We start from the raw sequence: 20,075 nt of genomic DNA on the forward strand, positions 1-20,075 counted from the left end.
GGGGTTGTTCGTCTCGGGCTTTGCTCGCTGTCGTGTGGGGGGGCGGCGGGCGTGCCCGCCCCCCCCCCCGCTCCCCCCCCCCGCCCCCCCCCGCCCCCCCCCCCCCCCCCCCCCCCCCCCCCACTACGGGTTGGATTGCCGGGAAAGCTTCTGCCGAGCATGGCTCGGCACTACTTGGGGCTGGCCCTTCGGCCTTTGTGGGAGCGGGGTCAGCCGCGAAGCCCTTGAATCTTCAGATTGCGGATATGCCCGCCATTGCAGCATTGCCGGCTTCGCGGCTGACGCCGTTCCCACAAGACAACCGCAGGTTCAATGCGTCTCGCGGCGCACATGCCGCACGAAGCGCCGCAGCAGTTGGCGGGCCAGCGGCGCGGCGCTTACCTCGCGGGCGACGCTGCGGGCGCAGCCGCCATGACGGGCGATGCAGTCGGCGCGGGCGCGGACGTAGCCGCGCATATGGTGGGTGGCGAACTCGGGATGGAACTGCAGACCCCAGGCCTGCTCGCCCCAGCGGAAGGCGTGGCAGTTGTCCTGCACCGAGCGCGCCAGCACGGTGGCGCCTTCGGGCGCGCGCAATACCGTCTGCAGGTGGGTGGCGTGGGCCGGGAAACTGGCCGGCAGGCCGGCGAATAGCGGATCGGCCGAGGCCGGGGCTTCCAGCTCCAGCTGGATGGTGCCGGACTCGCGCCCGGCCGGGTTGTAGGCCACTTCCCCGCCCAAGGCATGCGCCAACAGCTGGTGGCCGTAGCAGATGCCGAGCAGCGGCATGCCGGCGTGGGCGGCGTCGCGCAGCCAGTCGGCGCTGCGCTCGCTCCAGTCGGCGCGGTCGGTGACGAAGGCTGCCGAACCGGTGACGATGGTGGCGGCAAAATCGCCACGCGCCGGCAACTGCTCGCCGTGCTCGACGTTCACCACGACGGTGTCGGCCTCTTCCAAGCCGGCGGCCACGCGGATCCAGTGTGGGAAGCGGCCGTAGCGGCGCAGGGTCGGGAACGGCTGCCCGGTTTCAACGATCAAGAACGGCTGGGACTTCATTCCGGTGGCGGCAGTACTGACAGGACTTCCTCGATTGTAGTCAGCCCTGCGGCCACCTTTTCAAGCCCGGTGCGGCGCAGGGTGCGCAGTCCGTCGGCGGCCGCGGCTTTGCTGAATCCGGCCAGATCCATGTCGCGGGTGATCAGGGCGCGCAGCCGTGAACCCAGTGGCAGCAGCTCATACAGGCCGATCCGGCCCATGTAACCGGTGCGCCGGCACTCCAGGCAACCGACCGGCGCATATGCCGTGACCACATCTGGTAATGCTTCATGGGCATGACGTAGTGGTGCCCAATCGTTGTCATCCAAGGTGTCCGGCGCCTTGCAGTGCGGGCACAGGGTACGCACCAGTCGCTGCGCCAGCACGCCGTTGACGGTGGAGGCGATCAGGTAATGCGGCACGCCCAGATCAAGCAGGCGGGTGATCGCCGAGGGCGCGTCGTTGGTGTGCAGGGTGGACAGCACCAGGTGGCCGGTCAGCGAGGCCTGCACCGCCATCTGTGCGGTTTCCAGATCGCGGATTTCGCCGATCATGATGATGTCCGGGTCCTGTCGCAGCAGGGTGCGCACGCCGGAGGCGAAGTCCAGGTCGATATTGGCCTGCACCTGCATCTGGTTGAACTCGGGCGCGATCATTTCGATCGGATCTTCCACCGTGCACACGTTCACGTCCGGCGTGGCCAGGCGCTTGAGCGTGGAATACAGGGTGGTGGTCTTGCCGGAGCCGGTGGGGCCGGTGACCAGCACGATGCCGTGCGGCCGCGCCACCAGCTCGTTCCAGCCGGCGGCTTCTTCCGGGCTGAAGCCCAGCTGCTCGATGCTCTTGAACGCCGAGTCCGGGTCGAAGATGCGCATTACGCACTTCTCGCCGAACGCGGTGGGCATGGTCGAAAGACGCATTTCCACTTCGCGTCCGCCCGGCGAACGGGTCTTGATACGACCGTCCTGCGGGCGCCGGCGCTCGGCCAGATCCATGCGGCCCAGCACCTTGACCCGGCTGATCACCGCGGTCATCACCGACGGCGGCAGTTCGAACACCTTGTGCAGCACGCCGTCGATGCGGAAGCGCACCCGGCCCTTGTCGCGGCGCGGTTCCATGTGGATGTCGCTGGCGCGCTGCTCGTAGGCGTACTGCAGCAACCAGTCGACGATGCTGACCACATGGTGGTCGTCAGCGTTGACGTCACCGGCGCTGCCCAGCTCAACCAGTTGCTCGAAACTGGGCGGGGTGACGCCGTTGCTGTTGTCGCGGGCGTCGCTGCGGGCGCCGCGCACCGAGCGGGTGACGCCGAAGAACTCCATCGAATACCGGTGCAGGTCCAGCGGATTGACCAGCACCATGTCGATGCGGCGGCGGGTCAGGTGCTGCAGGTCGGGTATCCAGTCGCGTGCCATCGGCTCGCTGGTGGCCACCAGCACGCGTTCGCTGTCCAGACCCAGCGGCAGGATGCGGTGACGGCGCGCATAGGCATGGGAGACCACGGCGGTGGCACCGGCCACGTCCACGCGGGTCGGGTCGATGCGCAGGTAGCGGGTCTGGGTGCGTGCGGCCAGCCATTCGGTCAGGCGCTCCAGCCCCAGTTCGCCAGTCCCGCTTGTGGCAGCCAGTTTCAGGTTGGCCAGCAGCACCAGCGGGTGCACTTCGCTGGCGTTGCGCGCGCCCTGGGCAGAGAAACGGATCCGCTCCTGGTCGTGCGCGGCCACCAGCCCGTCGGCCAGCAGGGCGCTGGCGACGTTGGAAAACTGCAGCCTTCCCGGGGCGATAGCCACCTGCGGTGACGGTGCCTGAATCCCTTCCACAGCAGCGTTTTCCACCCCAAACCCCTTGCTGGCGCGGCCATCGCGCGGTCGGTCGCTATACTAACGCACCCCTTACGTACGGCTCAGGCAGCATGTCCGCGACTCCCCCCGTTTCGATTACCTTCCAGGGACTGATCCAGACCCTCAATGATTTCTGGGCGAAACAGGGCTGTGTCTTGATCCAGCCGCTGGACCTGGAGGTCGGTGCCGGCACCTTCCACCCGGCCACTTTCCTGCGCTCGATCGGCCCGGAAAGCTGGAATGCCGCCTACGTACAGCCCTCGCGCCGTCCCACCGATGGCCGCTACGGCGAGAACCCCAACCGCCTGCAGCGCTACTACCAGTACCAGGTGGCGATGAAGCCGAGCCCGGACAACATCCAGCAGCTGTACCTGGATTCGCTCAAGGCGCTGGGCATCGACCCGCTGGTGCACGACCTGCGCTTCGTCGAGGACAACTGGGAATCGCCGACCCTGGGCGCCTGGGGCCTGGGCTGGGAAATCTGGCTCAACGGCATGGAAGTCACCCAGTTCACCTACTTCCAGCAGGCCGGTGGCCTGGAGTGCAAGCCGGTGCTGGGCGAAATCACCTATGGCCTGGAGCGGCTCTGCATGTACCTGCAGAACTGCGACAACGTCTACGACCTGATCTGGACCTACGGCCCGGACGGCACCCCGGTCACCTATGGCGATGTCTACCTGCAGAACGAGGTGGAGCAGAGCACCTACAACTTCGAGTACGCCGACGTGGAAGAAATGTTCCATCGCTTCGACGCCTGCGAGAAGGAAGCGCAGAAGCTGGTGGAAGCCGGCCTGCCGCTCCCGGCCTATGAACAGGTCTGCAAGGCCTCGCATTCGTTCAACCTGCTCGACGCGCGCCGCGCCATCTCGGTGACCGAGCGCCAGCGTTACATCCTGCGCGTGCGCGCGCTGGCCCAGGCGGTGGCCAAGCTGTATGAGGCCAAGCGCCTCGAAGCGGTCGCAGCGAAGGAGGTGCAGGCATGAGCATGCAACCACTGCTGATCGAACTGGGCGTGGAAGAGCTGCCGGTCAAGGCGCTGCCGGGCCTGGCGCAGGCCTTCTTTGATGGCGTGATTGATGGCCTGGCCAAGCGTGGCGTGGCCTTTGAGCGTGGCGATGCCAAGCCGCTGTCGACCCCGCGTCGTCTGGCCGTGTTGTTGCCGGGCGTGGAAATCGAACAGCCAGAGCAGCACTCGGAAGTGTTCGGCCCGTATCTGAACATCGCGCTGGATGCCAATGGCGAGCCGACCAAGGCGCTGCAGGGTTTTGCCGCCAAGGCCGGCATCGACTGGACCGCGCTGGAGCGCACCACCGACGCCAAGGGCGAGCGTTTCGTGCTGCGTTCGGTGACCCCGGGCGCACTGACCGCCAGCCTGCTGCCGGAGATCCTGCGCGAAGCCATCGCCGCCATGCCGATCCCCAAGCCGATGCGCTGGGGCAGCCACGAATACGCCTTCGCCCGCCCGGTGCATTGGCTGGTGCTGCTGCACGGCAACGACATCGTGCCGGCCGAGCTGCTGGGCCTGACGTCCGACCGCTTCAGCCGTGGCCACCGTTTCATGGCCGACAAGCAGGTGTGGCTGAGCAACCCGGCCGACTACGTTGAATCGCTGAAGGCCGCCAACGTGCTGGTCGATGCCGACGCGCGCCGCGAGCGCATCGTCGCCGAGGTCAATGCCGCAGCCGCACAGGCTGGTGGCGTGGCGCGCATCACCGACGACAACCTGGAACAGGTGGTCAACCTGGTCGAATGGCCGGCGGCGGTGCTGTGCAGTTTCGAGCGCGAATTCCTGGCCGTGCCGCAGGAAGCGTTGATCGAGACCATGGAGATCAACCAGAAGTTCTTCCCGGTGCTCGACGGCGGCGGCAAGCTGACCGAGAAATTCATCGGCATCGCCAATATCGAATCCAAGGACGTGGCCGAGGTTTCCAAGGGCTACGAGCGCGTGATCCGCCCGCGCTTCTCCGATGCCAAGTTCTTCTTCGATGAAGACCTCAAGCAGGGTTTGGTGGGCATGGGCGACGGCCTGAAGACCGTCACCTACCAGGCCAAGCTGGGCAGCGTCGCCGACAAGGTGCAGCGCGTCAGCGCATTGGCGCAGATCATCGCGCCGCAGGTGGGTGCCGACCCGGTGCAGGCCAAGCGTGCTGCCGAGCTGGCCAAGAACGACCTGCAGTCGCGCATGGTCAATGAATTCCCGGAACTGCAGGGCATTGCCGGTCGCCACTACGCGGTTGCCGGTGGCGAATCGCCGTCGGTGGCGCTGGCCATCGACGAGAGCTACCAGCCGCGTTTTGCTGCCGATGACATCGCACTGTCGCCGCTGGGCAAGGTGCTGGCGATCGCCGAGCGTCTGGACACGTTAGCTGGTGGTTTTGCTGCTGGTTTGAAGCCGACCGGCAACAAGGACCCGTTCGCGCTGCGTCGCAATGCGCTGGGTCTGGCCCGCAGCATCATCGAGTCGGGCTTCGACCTGGATCTGCCGGCGTTGCTGGCATCGGCGAATGCTGGTCTGGCTGAGCGCAAGGTGCAGGCCGATGCAGGCGAGCTGTACGACTTCATCATCGACCGCCTGAAGGGCTATTACACCGACAAGGGCGTGCCGGCCACCCACTTCAACGCTGTTGCCGAGCTGCGCGTGGCCTCGCTGTACGACTTCGACCGCCGCATCGATGCCATCGGCACCTTTGCCCAGCTGCCGGAAGCCGAGGCGTTGGCTGCAGCCAACAAGCGTATCCGCAACATCCTGCGCAAGGCTGACGGTGTCATCCCGGGCATGATCGACCCGGCGCTGCTGCGTGAGCCGGCCGAGAGTGAACTGGCCGAAGCCGTCACCGCCGCCATCGACGACACCGGCACCGCGCTCGCGCACAAGGACTATGTGGCCGTGCTCGGCCGCCTGGCGCGCCTGCGTCCGCAGGTGGACGCGTTCTTCGACGCGGTGATGGTGAATGCCGATGACCTGGCCCTGCGTGGCAACCGCTTGGCGCTGCTGCGCACGCTGGGTGACCGCCTCGGCAGCGTCGCCGCGATCGAACACCTGTCCAGCTGAGGCATGGACACCGGCGCCTCCTGGCAGTCCGCACAGGCCGCTCTGGCCCGGCGTGACATTCCGGAGGCACAGCGGCAGCTGCGTGCCGTGGTGGATCAGCAGCCCGCGCATGCCCATGCGCGGGTGATGCTGGCCGGCACCGTATTGGCGCAGGGCCGGCTGCGCGAGGCTGTGCAACAACTGCAACAGGCTGCCAGCCTGGACTACCGCGAGCCGGCGCTGTTGCTGCGCGTCGCCCAGGCCTTGTTGCGGGTAGGCGACAGCGAAGGCGTGGCGCGGTTGATGCGCAATGCCTGCGTGGCCCGGTGCAGCGACAGCCCTACGCTGGCGGCCCTGGCCCACGTGCTGCAATCACTTGGATTGCATGCCGACGCCCTGCAACTGATGCGGCGTGCGGCGGCAGTGGGCTTCGACAGTCCAGATTTCTATTATTTTCTTGGCGTGCAGTTGCAGTTCAATGGTGAGCTGGAAGCGGCCGAGCGGGCGCTGATGCATTGCCTGCAGCTGAATCCCGGCCACGGGCGAGCTGCGCTGACGCGTGCACGCCTGCGCCGCTGGCGTGCGGACGACAATCATGTCGACGGCCTGCGCAGGCAGCTGCAGGCAACGGCAACGGACAGCGAAGACCTCGCAGCACTGTGGTTCGCGCTCTACAAGGAACTGGAAGACCTGGGCGATTTCCCTGCGGCATGGGATGCGCTGCGGCAAGGCAATGCCACGATGTGGCGACGCTTGCGCCACGATCGTCTTGCCGATCACGCACAGCATGAGGCGATGGCCCGGCTGGCAGCAGCGGGGACCTTCGCACCCGTAGAAGCAGCCGATGAAGAGGATGGCGCACAGCCCATCTTCATCATTGGCATGCCGCGTTCGGGCACCACGGTGCTTGAGCGCATGCTCGGCAATCATTCGCAGATAGCGTCTGCCGGCGAACTTGGCGATTTCGCCCAGCAGCTGCGCTGGGGCGCCGACCAGGCCGGCCGTGCGCTGCTTGACCCTGCATTGCTGCAGGCACTGCCAGCGCTGGACTACGCTGCCGTCGGCAACGGCTATCTGCGGCAGACGCGTTGGCGGCTGGATGGGCAACGCCGCTTCATCGACAAGCTGCCACCGAATTATTTGCTGGCAGGCCCCATCGCCCGTGCACTCCCCAAGGCGGTGATCGTCTACGTCAGGCGCGATCCCATGGCAGTGTGCTTCTCCAACTACCGCGCCATGTTCGGCGACTCCTATGGTTACAGCTACGATCTGGATGCTCTGGCCACGCACCACGCGGCGCATACGCAGCTGATGCAGGCCTGGCAGCAGCATCTGCCCGGGCGCGTGCTGGAGATCGATTACGAAGCGATGGTGCGCGACCCCGATGCGGCCTTGGCGCAGGTGCTGCAGCGTTGTGGACTGGAAGTGGAAAGCGGCGGCAGTGACCTGACCCGCAATGCGGCCGCGACTGCCACCCTGAGCAGCGTGCAGGTGCGCGAGCCGGTGCACGCCCGCAGTATCGACGAATGGCAACGCTATGCAACTGAGCTCGCACCACTGCGTGAGCGTTTGCAGGGCCGCAGATAGAACAGGAGCGGCCTTGGCCGCTCCTGTCTCACTACCTGTCGGTTGTGGTTACTGGCTGCGGCCAAAGCGCCAGTTCATCTCCAGCATGTACGAACGGCCATAGCCGTTGTAGTTGAAGACGTTGTAGTACGGATACGTGGTGTAGGTCCGGTCACGCGGTGGCCGCTCGCCGGTGAGGTTGTTGGCGGTGACGCTCAGTGAGACATCATCGGTTACCGCGTAGTCCACGGTCAGGTTGAAGGTGGTCCAGGCCTTGACCCTGCCGGCATTGTTGGCTGCATAGCCTTGGGTGGTGTCCTGGGCGGCGAAGTTCGGCGTACGCCCGTAGCGGATGCCATACAACGTCGTGGTCCAGTCGCCCATCTGCCAGCCCAGGGTGCCGCTGAAGATGTTCTTGAACTCGGACGAGTAGTAGGGATTGCGCAGCAGGTCGATCACCGGGTCTTCCGGATACTGCTGGCTCTCGTGCTTGAGGGTGACGTTGTAGCGCGCACCGGCCATGAAATTGCCCCAGCTGTCGGTGGCCCAGCGATAGTCCAGGTTGGCGGTGATGCCGCTGACATCCTCCTTGGCGACATTGATCGGGTTTACCGCCACCGTATTGATCTGGTTGGGCTGTGGTGCATTTGCACCGGCGCGGCCAATGCGTTGCAGGGCATCGACGCAGGTCGGGGAGTTGGCATCCAGCTGGCCCTGGCGGCACGCCGATTCATTGCGCAACAGCAGGTCCAGATCGAGATCGGCGACCTTGTTGTCGATCTTGATCCGGTAGTAGTCGGCGCTGACCGTGAAGCTGCTGTTGGGTGACCAGACCACACCACCGCCCCAGGACTTGGCGGTGATCGACTTCAGGTCGCCATTGCCGGAGCGGGAGCCACGCACCTGTTCGTCGTTGAGGGTGCACTGGCTGATCGGAACGCCAGGTTGTTCAGTGGCACAGCGGTAGTAGTCAGGGACGAAGGTATAGAAGCCGCTGTCGCCGGCAAACACATAGGCCATGTCCGGCGATTTGAATGCAGTGGCGTAGTTGGCGCGGAACAACAGCGAGTCGATCGGCCGGAATTCCAACGCGGCTTTCCAGGTGGCGCGTGAATCACTGCCGCCGCCATCGTTCTTGTAGTCGTCGTAGCGTCCGGACAGGCTGGCGGTGAGCTTGCTGAAGATCGGCACGCGCAGTTCCACCGCTGCGGCCCAGTTGTCGCGCTTGCCCTTGCCCTGGGTGCCACTCAGGCCCCAGAACTGGTCGGTAACCACGCGCGTATCGGTGGGGTTGCTCCACGATTGCTGGCCGGCCTGCAGTACGCCGGCAAAGCCAACGTCGCCAGCGGGCAGGGTAAACAGCGAGGTATTGGTGAACTGCAGGTTGACGTTCTGCGTCCAGGTCTTGGACTTGGTGCGGATCTCGCCCTGGAAGCTGCGGTACTGCTCCGGCGTCAGTGCCTGGTAGAAGCCTGCATCGTTGGGTTCGTAGATCGGATAGCCGTAGTAATCACCCAGCTGCGGGCCGAGGAAGTGCTCGCGGAAGAAGTCTTCCATCTTGTCCTTCAACGGCCACCACTGGCGGCTGTCGATGTGGTATTCGGAGCGGGCGTAATAGGCGTTGTAGTCCCAGTTCGACTGGCCCACCGCGCCCTTGATGCCAAGCGCGACGTTGTAGGAGTCGGCGGTCTGGCGCTCGTTGTTGAAGTTGAGGTCACCGGTTTCCTCCGGCGAGAAGATGCGCTGGTAGCTTTCCAGATCGCCGGTGAGACCGTTGAAGATGTAGCCGCTGGTATCCAACGACGGTTGCCAGAAACGGGAGCCGGAGTTGCTCTCGTTCTTGGTGCGGTTCATCAGCAATGTGGCGTAGAGGTCGGTGCTGTCGTTGAGCGCAAAATTGAGGTTGGCGTAGCCCGAGGCGCTGCGTTCCTTGTTGAGGATGGTCGAATAGCCCGGCTCATAGCGGCTGCCGCAATAGTTGCCGCGGCCTGGGCGGGTGTCATAGATCGTAGTGCCGCCGAACAGGCCCGCCAGCGGCGCACAGGCCGCCGCGCCCGGATCGATGTAGGCGCCGTTGCTGCGGTTGTGCACGAAGGTGCGGCTGCCATAGTGCGCAGCGGCGTTCGGGCTGTCGTTGGTTGAGTCGAAGTCCTTGCGGTTGAAGCCGTAGATCGGGTCCTGGTTGCTCAGCTGCAGGCCGGCGGTCAGGTCGAGCTTGCCCCAGCTGTGGCCGCTGGTCAGCTGGAAGCGCTGGTTTGCGCCGCCGCCGCCGTCGTAGCTGCCCATGCGGAAACTCATCTCGGTACCGTCAAGCTGCTTTTTCAGGATGATGTTGACCACACCGGCGATCGCGCTGGAGCCGTAGATCGAGGACTGGTTGCCGGGGGCGATGTCGATGCGCTCGACCATCGACGTTGGAATACTGGCGAGGTCGACGAAATTGCTCTGGCCGTTATAGAGCAGCGGGTAATCGGCCATCGGCCTGCCGTCGATCAGCACCAGGGTGAAGCCCGGGTCCAGGCCGAGCAGGCTGATGGGTTTGGCCGCCGAGGTGAAGCCGCCGGAGAACTGGCTGTCCTGTACCGCACCGGTCGCCAGTGGCTGCGAGCGCAGGACCTCGTAGACATCCTTGAAGCCCTGCTTCTGGATGTCCTGGGCGGTGATCGAGGTGATGGGGGTGGCTGTCTCGACCTGCACCTGCGGGATCAGCGAGCCGGTGACGGTGATCTTGTCGAGGGTTTCAACGTTTCTCTTGTCTGCCTCGCTCTGGGTCTGGGCGAAGGCGAGGGACGAATAAGCGGCGATGGCGGTGCATACAGCTGCGCTGAGGAGTTGTCGTTTCATCATGGGTACCTGGACTTGTGGAAGTGCCTGGACCCAGTCAACCGGCCGCTCCCTACTGGCAGCGCACTAACCCGGGACAGCATCACCACGTGTTCTAGGAACCGGAGCGGCTGGGTGTTTCACGATAATTTAACTGTACCCGTCAAGATGGCGTGATGATCCGGACAGCGCGGCGGCTGCGAGTGGCGGTGAACCATGCTTGGCCACCGGGTGGCTCACGGTAGCGAGATGCAGATTGCGTTGCCGGGCTGCGAACAAATCCAATGTAGTGCCGATCCATGCTCGACCAGGGGCATTGCCGATACAGCCCCTGTTTTTTGTGGGAGCGGCGTCAGCCGCGAAGCCGGCAATGTCGGGATCAACGGGATGCTCGCAATCTGATGGTTTATGGGCTGCGCGGCTGACGCCGCTCCCACAGGAGCTGATGGATCTCTGGGAAAGTCACTGCCGAGCGCGGCTCGGCGTTGCCGTAGGCAGCTTGATGACGGCCGTGTGATTTTGCTGGTCATGTTCAGACCGGTATGCTGGCGCGCATGCAGCTATCTCGAATTATCCCGCTCCTTCTGTTCCTGGCTTCGCTGGCAGCAGCACCCCTCGCCCATGCCCGCGGCACCATCGAAAAGGTCCAGATCAAGGGTCTGGACAAGGGTGACGATGCCGAGATCATCGAAAACATCGAGTCCTCGCTGTCGGTTTACGACGCGATCGGCAAGGTGCAGGGGGAGTCGAGGCTGGAATACCTGCTGTCGCAGGCGGAGCGGCAGACCCGTACGGCGCTGGAGCCGTTCGGCTTCTACAACCCGAAGATCACCGTGGAAGCGCCGCGCACCGGCGATACCCTGCAGGTGCTGATCCAGGTCGACAAGGGCGAGCAGGTCAAGGTCCGCACCGAGGATCTGGCCATCACCGGCCCGGCCTCGCGCGACAAATACCTGCAGGAAGACATTGAAGCCTTCCACCCCAAGACCGGCGAGGTATTCGATTCGGTCAGTTACGAGGCCAGCAAGATCACCATCACCCGGCGGTTGGCCGAGCGCGGCTACTTCGACGCCGATTTCACCCAGCGCAAGGTGGAAGTGACCCGCGCCGAGAACGCCGCCGACATCTTCCTTACCTGGGACAGCGGCCGCCGCTACAACATGGGGCCGATCAACTTCGAGCAGGATTACTTCCGCCCGGGCCTGTTCGAGCCGCTGGTCTATTGGGAACAGGGAAGCTATTGGCACGAAGGCAAGCTCGATCGCCTGCGCGAGTCGCTGACCAAGCTCGATTACTTCAGCGTCATCGACATCCAGCCGCATCCAGAGCAGGCCGATGACAATGGCGAGGTGCCGGTCAACGTCAAGCTGACCCGCGCCAAGCGCACCATCTACACCGCCGGTCTGAGCTACGGCAGCGAGAGCGGCCCGGGTGTGCGCGGTGGTGTCGAGCGCCGCTACGTCAATCGCCGTGGGCACAAGCTCAGCACCCAGCTGGACTACGCGCAGCGACGCAAGAGTTTCATCACCAGCTACCGCGTGCCCGGCTTCCGTTGGCTGGATGGTTGGTACAGCTATGCGGTCAGCGCCTATGACGAGCAGACCGATTACATCGACCTGCGCAACGTCAAGCTGATTGCCAGCCGCAGCGGTGAAATCAACGAAAACCTGACCGCCATCGTCTCGATGAATGCACTGCGCGAGCGCTGGGGCTACAGCTCCGGCAACCAGTTCAACGCAGCGGTCTACAACTACTCGACCCTGGTCTACCCGCAGCTCACCGCTGACTACGTCAACGTCGACGACAAAAGCTTCCCGCGCCGCGGCATCAGTGGCAACGCCACGATGCGTGGCGGCATCGAAGGTGCCGGTTCGGATACCAGTTTCGTCCAGGCCGATGCCACCGTGCGTTGGTATATCCCGCTGGGTGATGCCGACCGATTGATCCTGCGCGGGCAGGCTGGCACCACCTGGACCAGCGATCTGGTCGCGATGCCGCCAAGCCTGCGTTACTTCGCCGGTGGCGATCGCTCCATCCGTGGTTACGCCTACCGCGAAGTCGGTCCACGCACGCCTGCACCGGACAAGTTCGCGTTGGGCGCGAAGAACCTGGCAATCGGTTCGGTCGAATACGAGCACTATTTCGGCGGCGGTCCCTGGGGTGGTGCGGTGTTTGTCGATACCGGCAGCGCCTTCGACAACAATATCGATCTGCATACCGGCGTTGGCTTTGGCGTGCGCTGGAAATCACCGGTAGGCCCGGTGCGTATCGATATCGCACACGGATTGAACAGCCCCGATTCGCAGTTCCAGCTCTACCTCAACATCGGGGCTGACCTATGAGCCGTCGGCCCGATGATGTGACCCCGGAAGAACGCGAAGCGCGCATCGCCGAGCTGCGTGCCAAGCGCAAGGCGCGGCTGCGCAAGCTGGCCGTGCGTAGCGGCATCACCATCACCGTGCTGGTATTGCTGGGCCTGTTCGCGCTGTACTGGCTGCTGCAGACCGTGGCCGGCCGCGAGGTGCTGCTGGCGCAAGTGGTGGCGCGCCTGCCAGCGGGTTCATCGCTGACCTGGAGCAAGGCCGAAGGCCCGTTGGCCGGGCCGCTGATCCTGCACGACCTGGATTTCCGCTACAACGAGCTGCATTTCACTGCCGGCAAGGCCTATCTGGACCCGGATATCCGCCCGCTGCTTGGCCGCAAGCTGCGCCTGGATGCCTTGCGCATCACCGATGCCTCGTTGGAGCTGGGGCCGTCGGAAGACAAGCCCTTCGAGTTGCCCAACTGGCCGGATGTGCTGCCCGCCATCGAATTGCCGCTGGCCTTGCAGGCCGACACCATCGTCATCGATGGCCTGCGTATCACCCAGCTGCAGCAGCCGATCATCGATATCAGCAAGGTCCGCGGTGGGCTTGAAGCTGCCAATGGTGAGTTCACCGCCAACCAGATCAAGGTCAACAGCAATCTCGGTGATTTCCGCATCGACGGCCACTACCTGCCGCGCGAGGACTACGCCACCGACCTGACCGTGCGCGCGCTGATGCCGCCGCGTCCGGGCCAGCCCGCCGCGCGGCTGGGTCTGGTCGCGCGTGGCAACCTTGCCCATATGGAAGTTGCCGTGGCCGGCTATGCGCCAAAGCCGCTGCATGTCAGTTTCATTCTGGATGGCCGCACTGATCCGGTGTGGAACGTGGCCGCGCGCAGTGAGCAGCTGGATATCGGCCAAGTGGTACCTGCGCAGTTCCTGACCGAGTCACCGGCACCGCTGGCGCTGGATTTCACCGCGCGTGGTCGCGGCGGCCAGGCGCGGCTGCAGGGCCGGGTACGTCAGGGTGAGAACGAGCTGGTGCTGGCACCGTCCAATGTCGCCATCGACAAGCAGGTGCTGACGGTTGCGCCGCTGGTCGCCGAAGCTTTCGGCGGCAGCGTGCGGCTGCAGGGCACCGCCGATTTCAGCGATGCACAGAATCCGGGCTTCCGCTTCGCAGTGGTGGCCAACCAGCTGACCTACACGCCTGAGCCGGACCCCAGTTCGCCGGACAGCACACCGGTGCCCTTGCACTTGAAGGAAGCGCGGCTGGGTGTGGCTGGCAATCTGAAGAACTGGGCCGCCGTTGGCAAGGCCGAAGTGGCGCGCGAAGCACAGGACGCCAATCTCGATTTCGATGTGCGCGGCAACGACCAGCAGGCGCATATCGAACACCTCAAGGCGACCACGCCCGGTGGCGCGCTGGAACTGAAGGGCTCGGCGGCATGGGCACCGACCCTGGCCTGGGATGTGGATGCAAGCCTGTCCAAATTTGATCCCGGTTATTTCGCGCCGGGCTGGGAAGGCAACCTGTCCGGCTCGCTGGCCTCCAAGGGCAAGCAGCTGCCGGCGGTGGCCGGTAGCAGCGACATGCGCTTCGAGGCGACGCTGGACGTGCCGCAGATCAACGGCATGCTGCGCGGCCGCCGCGTCGATGCGCGCGCCAAGCTTGCGCTGCAGGGAATGCAGGGCGAAGGCAATGTACGGCTGGTGATGGGCGACAGCCAGATCGAGGCCAAGGGCAAGGTCGGTGATCGGCTGGATGTGGATGCGCGGCTGGAGCCCTTGCACTTGTCCGACCTGTTGCCCGGCGGTACCGGCAGCCTGGCCGGCACGCTGCAGCTGCGCGGCACGCCGAGCCAGCCGGACATCACCGCCGACCTGCGCGGCAATGGCCTGCAATGGGACGACTGGAAGGCGCAGCAGATCAGCGTCAACGGCCGCCTGCCATGGCAGGGCAACAACGGCGCGCTGGCCATCCACGGCAGTGCGGTCGAAGTCGGCATGCTGCTGGACCAGGTCAACATCAACGCACGTGGCAGCGTGCAGAACCTGCAGCTGGACGCCGACACCCGCAACGAGTTGGGTGCGGTCGCGGTCAGCGGCAGCGTGCGTCAGCAGGGTCAGGCCTGGCGTGGCGAGCTTGCCTCGCTGCGCATTGCGCCGGTCAAGGGCGCGCCATGGCAGCTGCGGCAGCCGGCCGCGTTCAGTGCACAGGGCAGCAACTTCACCCTGTCCGATGCCTGCCTGGGCTCGGCTACCGGTGGCGCCCTGTGCATTGCCGCCAACTGGCCGCGCGAGGGTCTGCAACTGCGCGGTGATGCGCTGCCGCTTGCGCTGGTGCAGCCGTGGCTGCCGCCCAACGAGGGCCGCCGCATGTACCTGCGCGGCGAACTCACCCTGGATGGCAACATCCGCCCGCGCGGCAATGCCTGGGAGGGCGCCTTCAAGGTGGCCTCGGCCGAGGGCGGTATCCGTCTCGGTGACAACGCGCGTGGCGAGCTGGTGCGCTACGACAACTTCTCGTTGAAGGTCGACATGCTGCCCAACAGCATCAAGGGCTACCTCGGCGTCGGCTTCAAGGGCGACGGCTTCATCGATGCCAAGATGCAGACCGGCTGGGAGCCCAATGCGGCGCTCACCGGCGAGCTGTACATGAACATCGCGCGGCTGTACTGGCTGGAGTTGTTCTCGCCTGATCTGGTGCGCCCGCAAGGCCTGATCGAAGGCCACGTCAGCCTGCGCGGCACGCGCTCGCAGCCGACCCTGGGTGGCGAGGCCAAGCTCAGCAACTTCACCGGTGAATTCCCGGCGCTGGGCCTGACCCTGAGCGAAGGCAAGGGCAGCTTCATCGCCCAGCCCGATGGCTCGGCGCGCATCAGCGCATCGACCAAGACCGGTGGTGAAGGCACGCTGCAGGTGGACGGTGGCCTGTCCTGGTTCGGCGATGCGCAGCCCTTGCAACTGCATATCCATGGCGACAAGGTGCTGCTGGCCAATACCAGCGAACTGCGGGTGGTGGCCAACCCGGATCTGGACTTCACCCTGGCCGGCACCGCGATGGAGCTGCGCGGCAGCGTGCATGTGCCCGAGGCCGATCTGGATCTTGAGCGCCTGGACCGCGGCACTTCGGCATCGGAAGACATCGTGGTGCTGGACCCGGTCGATCCGGAAGAAGGCCCGTCCTCGCCGCTGGACATGGACCTGACCGTCAGCCTCGGCGACAAGGTCAAGATGAGTGGCTTCGGATTGAAGGGCGCGTTGACCGGCCGGATGCAGGTACGTGCACGCCCGGGCCGCGAGATGACCGCCAACGGTGGCCTGGAAGTCAGTGGTCGTTACAAGGCCTATGGTCAGGACCTGACCATCACCGACGGCCAGCTGCTGTGGAACTACGGCGTGGTCTCCGACCCGCGCATCAACATCAAGGCACAGCGTGCGATCGGTGATGTCACCGCCGGCATCCACGTCACCGGCCGTGCCCAGCAGCCGCGGGTGGATGTGTGGTCGGACCCGGCGATGTCGCAATCCGAATCGCTGGCCTATCTGGTGTTGGGGCGCAGCCTGAGCATGGCCAGCAGCGACCAGGCACAGCAGGTCAACGCGGCCTCGGCGGCATTGTCGGCCGGTACCGGCCTGCTTGCCGCACAGGTGGGCGCCAAGCTTGGCCTCGATGATGCAGGCGTAAGCCAATCACGCGCGCTGGGTGGCTCGGTGATCGGCGTGGGCAAGTACATCACGCCCAAGCTCTACATCGGCTACGGCGTCTCGCTGGTCGGCAGCGGCTCGGTACTGACCTTGAAGTACCTGCTGCGGCGTGGTTTCGATATCGAAGTGGAATCGTCCACGGTTGAAAACCGCGGCTCGGTGAACTGGCGCAAGGAGCGCTGAGCAGCAGCATGGGTGCTGTGGGATGTTGTGGGAGCGGCGTCAGCCGCGAAGCTACCTCTCCCACCGCAGTCATTGGCGCATTGCCAGCACCGAAGCCGTTGCTTTGCCGCGAAACCATGCCGCACCGGCTTCGCGGCTTACGCCGCTCCCACAACAGCACAAAACCTGTGCTGAGCGTTCTTGCGAAGCTGTAGCAGCCGAGGCCCGTGTTGGACCAATGTTCGACACCAGCGTTGGCGGCATCGCCGTGCTCGCAGGATTCATTCCATGCAAGGGGCCTGCCGGGCTTTGCTGCGCCATGACAGCCACTGGTTGTAGAGGTAGAGCAGCATGGCGAGCCCGCCGACGAGTTCACCGTAAGTCATCCTCGTAGCGGTCGTGACGAAGGGCAGCGCGATGAATGCTCCCACGCCCAAGATCGGAGCTAGTCGATTCCACTGCGGAGCATTGCGCAGCGTCGCGCGTACAGCCATCCACAGCGCACTGCCGGCCAGGATGGCGCCTAGCAGGTTGATGTGGACCTGGTCGATGGCGATGCCGCCAAGGGCCAGGCAGGGGATCGCCATTTGTCGCCATGCGAGTTTCCATGGCAACGTGCCCATGCCCAATAGCAGCATGACCATTACGCCAATGATGGCCAGTGGCAACAGATTGCTAGGCGACGGCCAGCCGCGGCCGGCGGAAAGATCGCCTGCGGCGGCTACCGAATAAACCGCCATCGGCAGCACCAGCCAGAGAATCGACAGCATCGCACCGCGCACCAAGCCCAGCAGCATACGGTCTAGGGTGAGCCGGGTTTCGTCAGCGACATCGCGCCAGAACTGCAGCTGCCGTCGATTCAGGGGAGGGGATGGAAGTTGACCATCGAGCCAACTGAGACGCTGCAGGGTAGCCCGCACCATCTGTACCTGAGTCGGGTTCCAGGCACTGCACAAGGCTTGCAAGCGGTGCCATGGACGTACCAGCAGCTCGCGGCACTTCCGTACATCAGGCAAAGTTACCGGGCCATCGTTGCCTGTACGCAGCAACAAGGCCAGCTGCGATTCATTGTCGGCACGCATGATCCATCGCACGTGCAGGGCCCCGCGCATGCCAGCGAGGGCATCTGGATCGACATGGCTGCCGATTTCCTCCCAACGGAAGGTCGTCACGATCAGGTCGAAGTTGCTGCCGCTGATGGATAGCTCCTGCGAATGAAGCTGATCCAGCAGCGCGTCTCCTGCATCGGCCTTGGCGCTGATTGACCATAACTCCGGGCATTCATCCAACCAGTGACTGAACGCGGTATCTGGCATCGTTTGTGCTGCTTCGATAATGCGTGCGATCAGATCTTCCAGATCGATCTGTGGTGGCAACATCATTGCGACGGGATCAGAATTTGACACCGTTTGCTGCGTGCTGCTGTCGCCAAGAGATCCAGACGACGGCGTCTGCATCGGAGTTAGCGGTCCGGTGTATGGGGGCCATTGCGGGTTCGTTGCGAATGCAGGGTCGTCTTCCCCATGCGCGTCGGAGCGCTGTGGCTCAGGCACCAGCACCAAGTTTGGAGCGGCAGGTTCCGACTGTGGTTCCGCTCCGGCGGATTGCTCCAGTGCGAACTCCTGCTGTTCAAAACTCTGCTGGAAGCGTTGCCACCGCAGCGCCGTCTGGTAGGCCTCATGCAAGCGCTGAAAATCCTCCGGCTTTTCGTCGGGCCGGTTATCACGCAGCAGCCGCGCGTAGGCACGCTTGATAGCGCGCTCGTCTGCTCCCGGCTCAAGCTCCAGCGCCTCCAATGCCCAGTTCACCGCAGGCCCTCAAGTTGGTCCAGCGCCCGGTCCAGTTCGCGGCGATCACGCTCAACCCGCTGCGTATCCTGGCTCTCCAAGACCTCGCGGAACTGCAGCAGCCAGCCCTGCAACTGTTCGCGGTGGTCCACAAATTCGGAGTACATACGCTCGGTCCGTGCGATCAATGCAAGGTTCGGCTGCTGCTCGCGCGGGTGTACTTTCAACGTGTCCAGCGCCTTCAGTCGTTCGCGGATCTGTTCCGGTGCCAGCACGCCGGGGTTCTGTTCCAACACCAGCTCATGACGTTTGCCGGTGGCGTTCTCGGTGACTTCCACCTGCAGAATACCGTCCATGTCATAGGTGAAGCGGGTAGTGACCGAGCGGTCCCCGTCGCCGCGTGTGGTGATCGGAACCTGCAGTTCGCCCAGTTTGATGTTCTTGTCGACGGTGGGGCTTTCACCCTGGTAGACATCGATGCGCAGAAACTTCTGTTCGGCGGATACTGGGTGGAACGTATCCTCGCGGCTTACCGGCACCACGCTGTTGCGCTGGATGATGGGATGGAAGTAGCCCGTACGTTCCTTGCCGTCCGGACCCATTCGCGATACCTGGGTTCCCAGCGTGTACGGGCAGACATCGGTCAGTACGATCTCGCGCAGCGCGCTGTCGCGAGCCTTCATGCTGGCCGCGACGGCGGCGCCTAGTGCGATCGCCTGATCAGGGTTGATGTGACGCAAAGGCAGGCGCCCGAACATGCGCGTCGCCAAACGGGTGACCATCGGCATGCGCGCGGCGCCGCCGACCAGGATGATGTCGTCCAGTGCCTCGGGCTTGAGCCGGGCATCACGGATCGCGCGTTCGATCGGCGCACGCATCCGCTGTAGCAATGACTCGCACAGTTGCGCGTAGCGCGATTCTTCAATGCTCCACTGCAGTTCGCGTTCGCCCAGGGTGATCTGCAGGCCGGCCTGCGCGTTGCCGCTGAGGTCGCGCTTGAGCTGCTCCAGTCGCTGCGTGAGCTGCGCTGATTCGGCTGCGCTTACAGCGGCAGCATCCAGCTTGGTGTCCTGCTTGAATGCCCGCGCCAACACTTCCAGGAAATCCTCGCCACCAAGGAAGTTGTCACCGGCGCTGGCATGCACTTCCACGATGCCGTCGAACAGCTCCAACACCGAGACATCGAAGGTGCCGCCCCCCAGGTCCAGCACCAGGATGCGACCTTCCTGGTCGCGCTGCTGCAGGCCATAGGCCAGCGCGGCGGCGGTGGGTTCGTTGATCAGGCGTTCGACGCGGATGCCGGCCAGTTGGCCGGCGGCGCGGGTGGCCTTGCGCTGCGCATCGGAAAAATAAGCGGGCACGCTGATGACGGCTTCTTCGACCTTGTGGCCGAGTGCGGCCTCGGCATCGGCCAGCAATGAGCGCAGGACCAACGCCGACAGTTCCTCTGGACGGAAGCGGTGCGTACCCAGCCGTGTTTCGCGTTCGGTGCCCATCCAGCGCTTGAAATGGGCGACGCTTTCGCCGGGGTGGCTGACCAGCCGGTCGCGTGCGGCCTGCCCAACCAGCACGGCACCATCGGCCACGCTCACCACCGACGGTGTCAACAGTTGCCCATGCGGATTGGGGAAAAGCACCGGGCCATCGGCCTTGTGCATGCCGATCGATGAATGTGTGGTGCCCAGATCTATACCAACGATCATCCTTGACTGCCCTGTCCTGATTGATTGGAGGATTGTAGGCAAGCGGCGTTCCGGGGACCACATTCAGACGTGTCAAGGTTGCTGGCATGCGCCGGCACCGCTACTGTCGGCGGCTGTTCTGTAATCCGCTGG

At 64.6% G+C, this 20,075-nt stretch carries 10 protein-coding genes; 5 read left to right on the forward strand and 5 right to left on the reverse strand.

Features of this window, described 5'->3' with window-relative positions; all coding sequences use genetic code 11:
* Nucleotides 1-309 precede the first annotated feature (309 nt).
* Both ACVOLL_RS09940 and ACVOLL_RS09945 read right to left on the reverse strand, forming a co-directional pair.
* Complete coding sequence (locus ACVOLL_RS09940) at nucleotides 310-1,035, reverse strand: glutamine amidotransferase (protein WP_481509489.1); 726 nt, start codon at nucleotides 1,033-1,035, stop codon at nucleotides 310-312.
* Complete coding sequence (locus ACVOLL_RS09945; protein WP_481512762.1) at nucleotides 1,032-2,834, reverse strand: GspE/PulE family protein; 1,803 nt, start codon at nucleotides 2,832-2,834, stop codon at nucleotides 1,032-1,034. The genes ACVOLL_RS09940 and ACVOLL_RS09945 overlap by 4 nt, the downstream gene beginning before the upstream one ends.
* 92 nt (nucleotides 2,835-2,926) lie before the next feature.
* On the opposite strand from ACVOLL_RS09945, the gene glyQ reads away from it, so the two are divergent.
* Genes glyQ through ACVOLL_RS09960 form a run of 3 tightly spaced genes read left to right on the forward strand, consistent with a single transcriptional unit; the run spans nucleotide 2,927 to nucleotide 7,473 of the window.
* Nucleotides 2,927-3,838: a glycine--tRNA ligase subunit alpha gene (gene glyQ, locus ACVOLL_RS09950; RefSeq protein ID WP_481512763.1), complete on the forward strand. Its 912-nt coding sequence runs from the start codon at nucleotides 2,927-2,929 to the stop codon at nucleotides 3,836-3,838.
* Nucleotides 3,835-5,907 (forward strand): glycine--tRNA ligase subunit beta, encoded by a 2,073-nt coding sequence (glyS, locus tag ACVOLL_RS09955; protein ID WP_481512764.1) that lies wholly within the window; start codon nucleotides 3,835-3,837, stop codon nucleotides 5,905-5,907. The genes glyQ and glyS overlap by 4 nt, the downstream gene beginning before the upstream one ends.
* Nucleotides 5,908-5,910: 3 nt before the next feature.
* A complete protein-coding gene (locus ACVOLL_RS09960) occupies nucleotides 5,911-7,473 on the forward strand; it encodes a tetratricopeptide repeat-containing sulfotransferase family protein (RefSeq protein ID WP_481512765.1) in 1,563 nt (520 codons plus the stop codon).
* Between the two features lie 48 nt (nucleotides 7,474-7,521).
* Here the strand turns inward: ACVOLL_RS09960 and ACVOLL_RS09965 are convergent, their stop codons facing one another.
* A complete protein-coding gene (locus tag ACVOLL_RS09965; protein ID WP_481512766.1) occupies nucleotides 7,522-10,296 on the reverse strand; it encodes a TonB-dependent receptor in 2,775 nt (924 codons plus the stop codon).
* Between the two features lie 521 nt (nucleotides 10,297-10,817).
* Between ACVOLL_RS09965 and ACVOLL_RS09970 the strand changes: the two genes are divergently transcribed.
* Both ACVOLL_RS09970 and ACVOLL_RS09975 read left to right on the forward strand, forming a co-directional pair.
* Nucleotides 10,818-12,617: an autotransporter assembly complex protein TamA gene (locus tag ACVOLL_RS09970; protein ID WP_481512767.1), complete on the forward strand. Its 1,800-nt coding sequence runs from the start codon at nucleotides 10,818-10,820 to the stop codon at nucleotides 12,615-12,617.
* Entirely contained in the window at nucleotides 12,614-16,474 is a 3,861-nt protein-coding gene (locus ACVOLL_RS09975) for a translocation/assembly module TamB domain-containing protein (protein ID WP_481512768.1), read from the forward strand. Before ACVOLL_RS09970 ends, ACVOLL_RS09975 begins: the two co-directional genes overlap by 4 nt.
* Nucleotides 16,475-16,734: 260 nt before the next feature.
* Here ACVOLL_RS09975 and ACVOLL_RS09980 read toward each other — a convergent pair whose 3' ends face one another.
* Both ACVOLL_RS09980 and ACVOLL_RS09985 read right to left on the reverse strand, forming a co-directional pair.
* Nucleotides 16,735-18,261: a J domain-containing protein gene (locus tag ACVOLL_RS09980; RefSeq protein WP_481512769.1), complete on the reverse strand. Its 1,527-nt coding sequence runs from the start codon at nucleotides 18,259-18,261 to the stop codon at nucleotides 16,735-16,737.
* Nucleotides 18,258-19,943, reverse strand: coding sequence for an Hsp70 family protein (locus ACVOLL_RS09985; protein ID WP_481512770.1), 1,686 nt, complete (start codon nucleotides 19,941-19,943; stop codon nucleotides 18,258-18,260). The genes ACVOLL_RS09980 and ACVOLL_RS09985 overlap by 4 nt, the downstream gene beginning before the upstream one ends.
* Between the last annotated feature and the right edge of the window lie 132 nt (nucleotides 19,944-20,075).

The organism is Stenotrophomonas sp. STEN035 (genome assembly GCF_056759935.1).

Coding starts and splice junctions, on each gene's coding strand:
- ACVOLL_RS09965 (WP_481512766.1), bottom strand. CDS start 10,296: ATGAAACGACAACTCCTCAGCGCAGCTGTATGCACCGCCATCGCCGCT.
- ACVOLL_RS09940 (WP_481509489.1), bottom strand. CDS start 1,035: ATGAAGTCCCAGCCGTTCTTGATCGTTGAAACCGGGCAGCCGTTCCCG.
- ACVOLL_RS09970 (WP_481512767.1), top strand. CDS start 10,818: ATGCTGGCGCGCATGCAGCTATCTCGAATTATCCCGCTCCTTCTGTTC.
- glyQ (WP_481512763.1), top strand. CDS start 2,927: ATGTCCGCGACTCCCCCCGTTTCGATTACCTTCCAGGGACTGATCCAG.
- glyS (WP_481512764.1), top strand. CDS start 3,835: ATGAGCATGCAACCACTGCTGATCGAACTGGGCGTGGAAGAGCTGCCG.
- ACVOLL_RS09960 (WP_481512765.1), top strand. CDS start 5,911: ATGGACACCGGCGCCTCCTGGCAGTCCGCACAGGCCGCTCTGGCCCGG.
- ACVOLL_RS09975 (WP_481512768.1), top strand. CDS start 12,614: ATGAGCCGTCGGCCCGATGATGTGACCCCGGAAGAACGCGAAGCGCGC.
- ACVOLL_RS09985 (WP_481512770.1), bottom strand. CDS start 19,943: ATGATCGTTGGTATAGATCTGGGCACCACACATTCATCGATCGGCATG.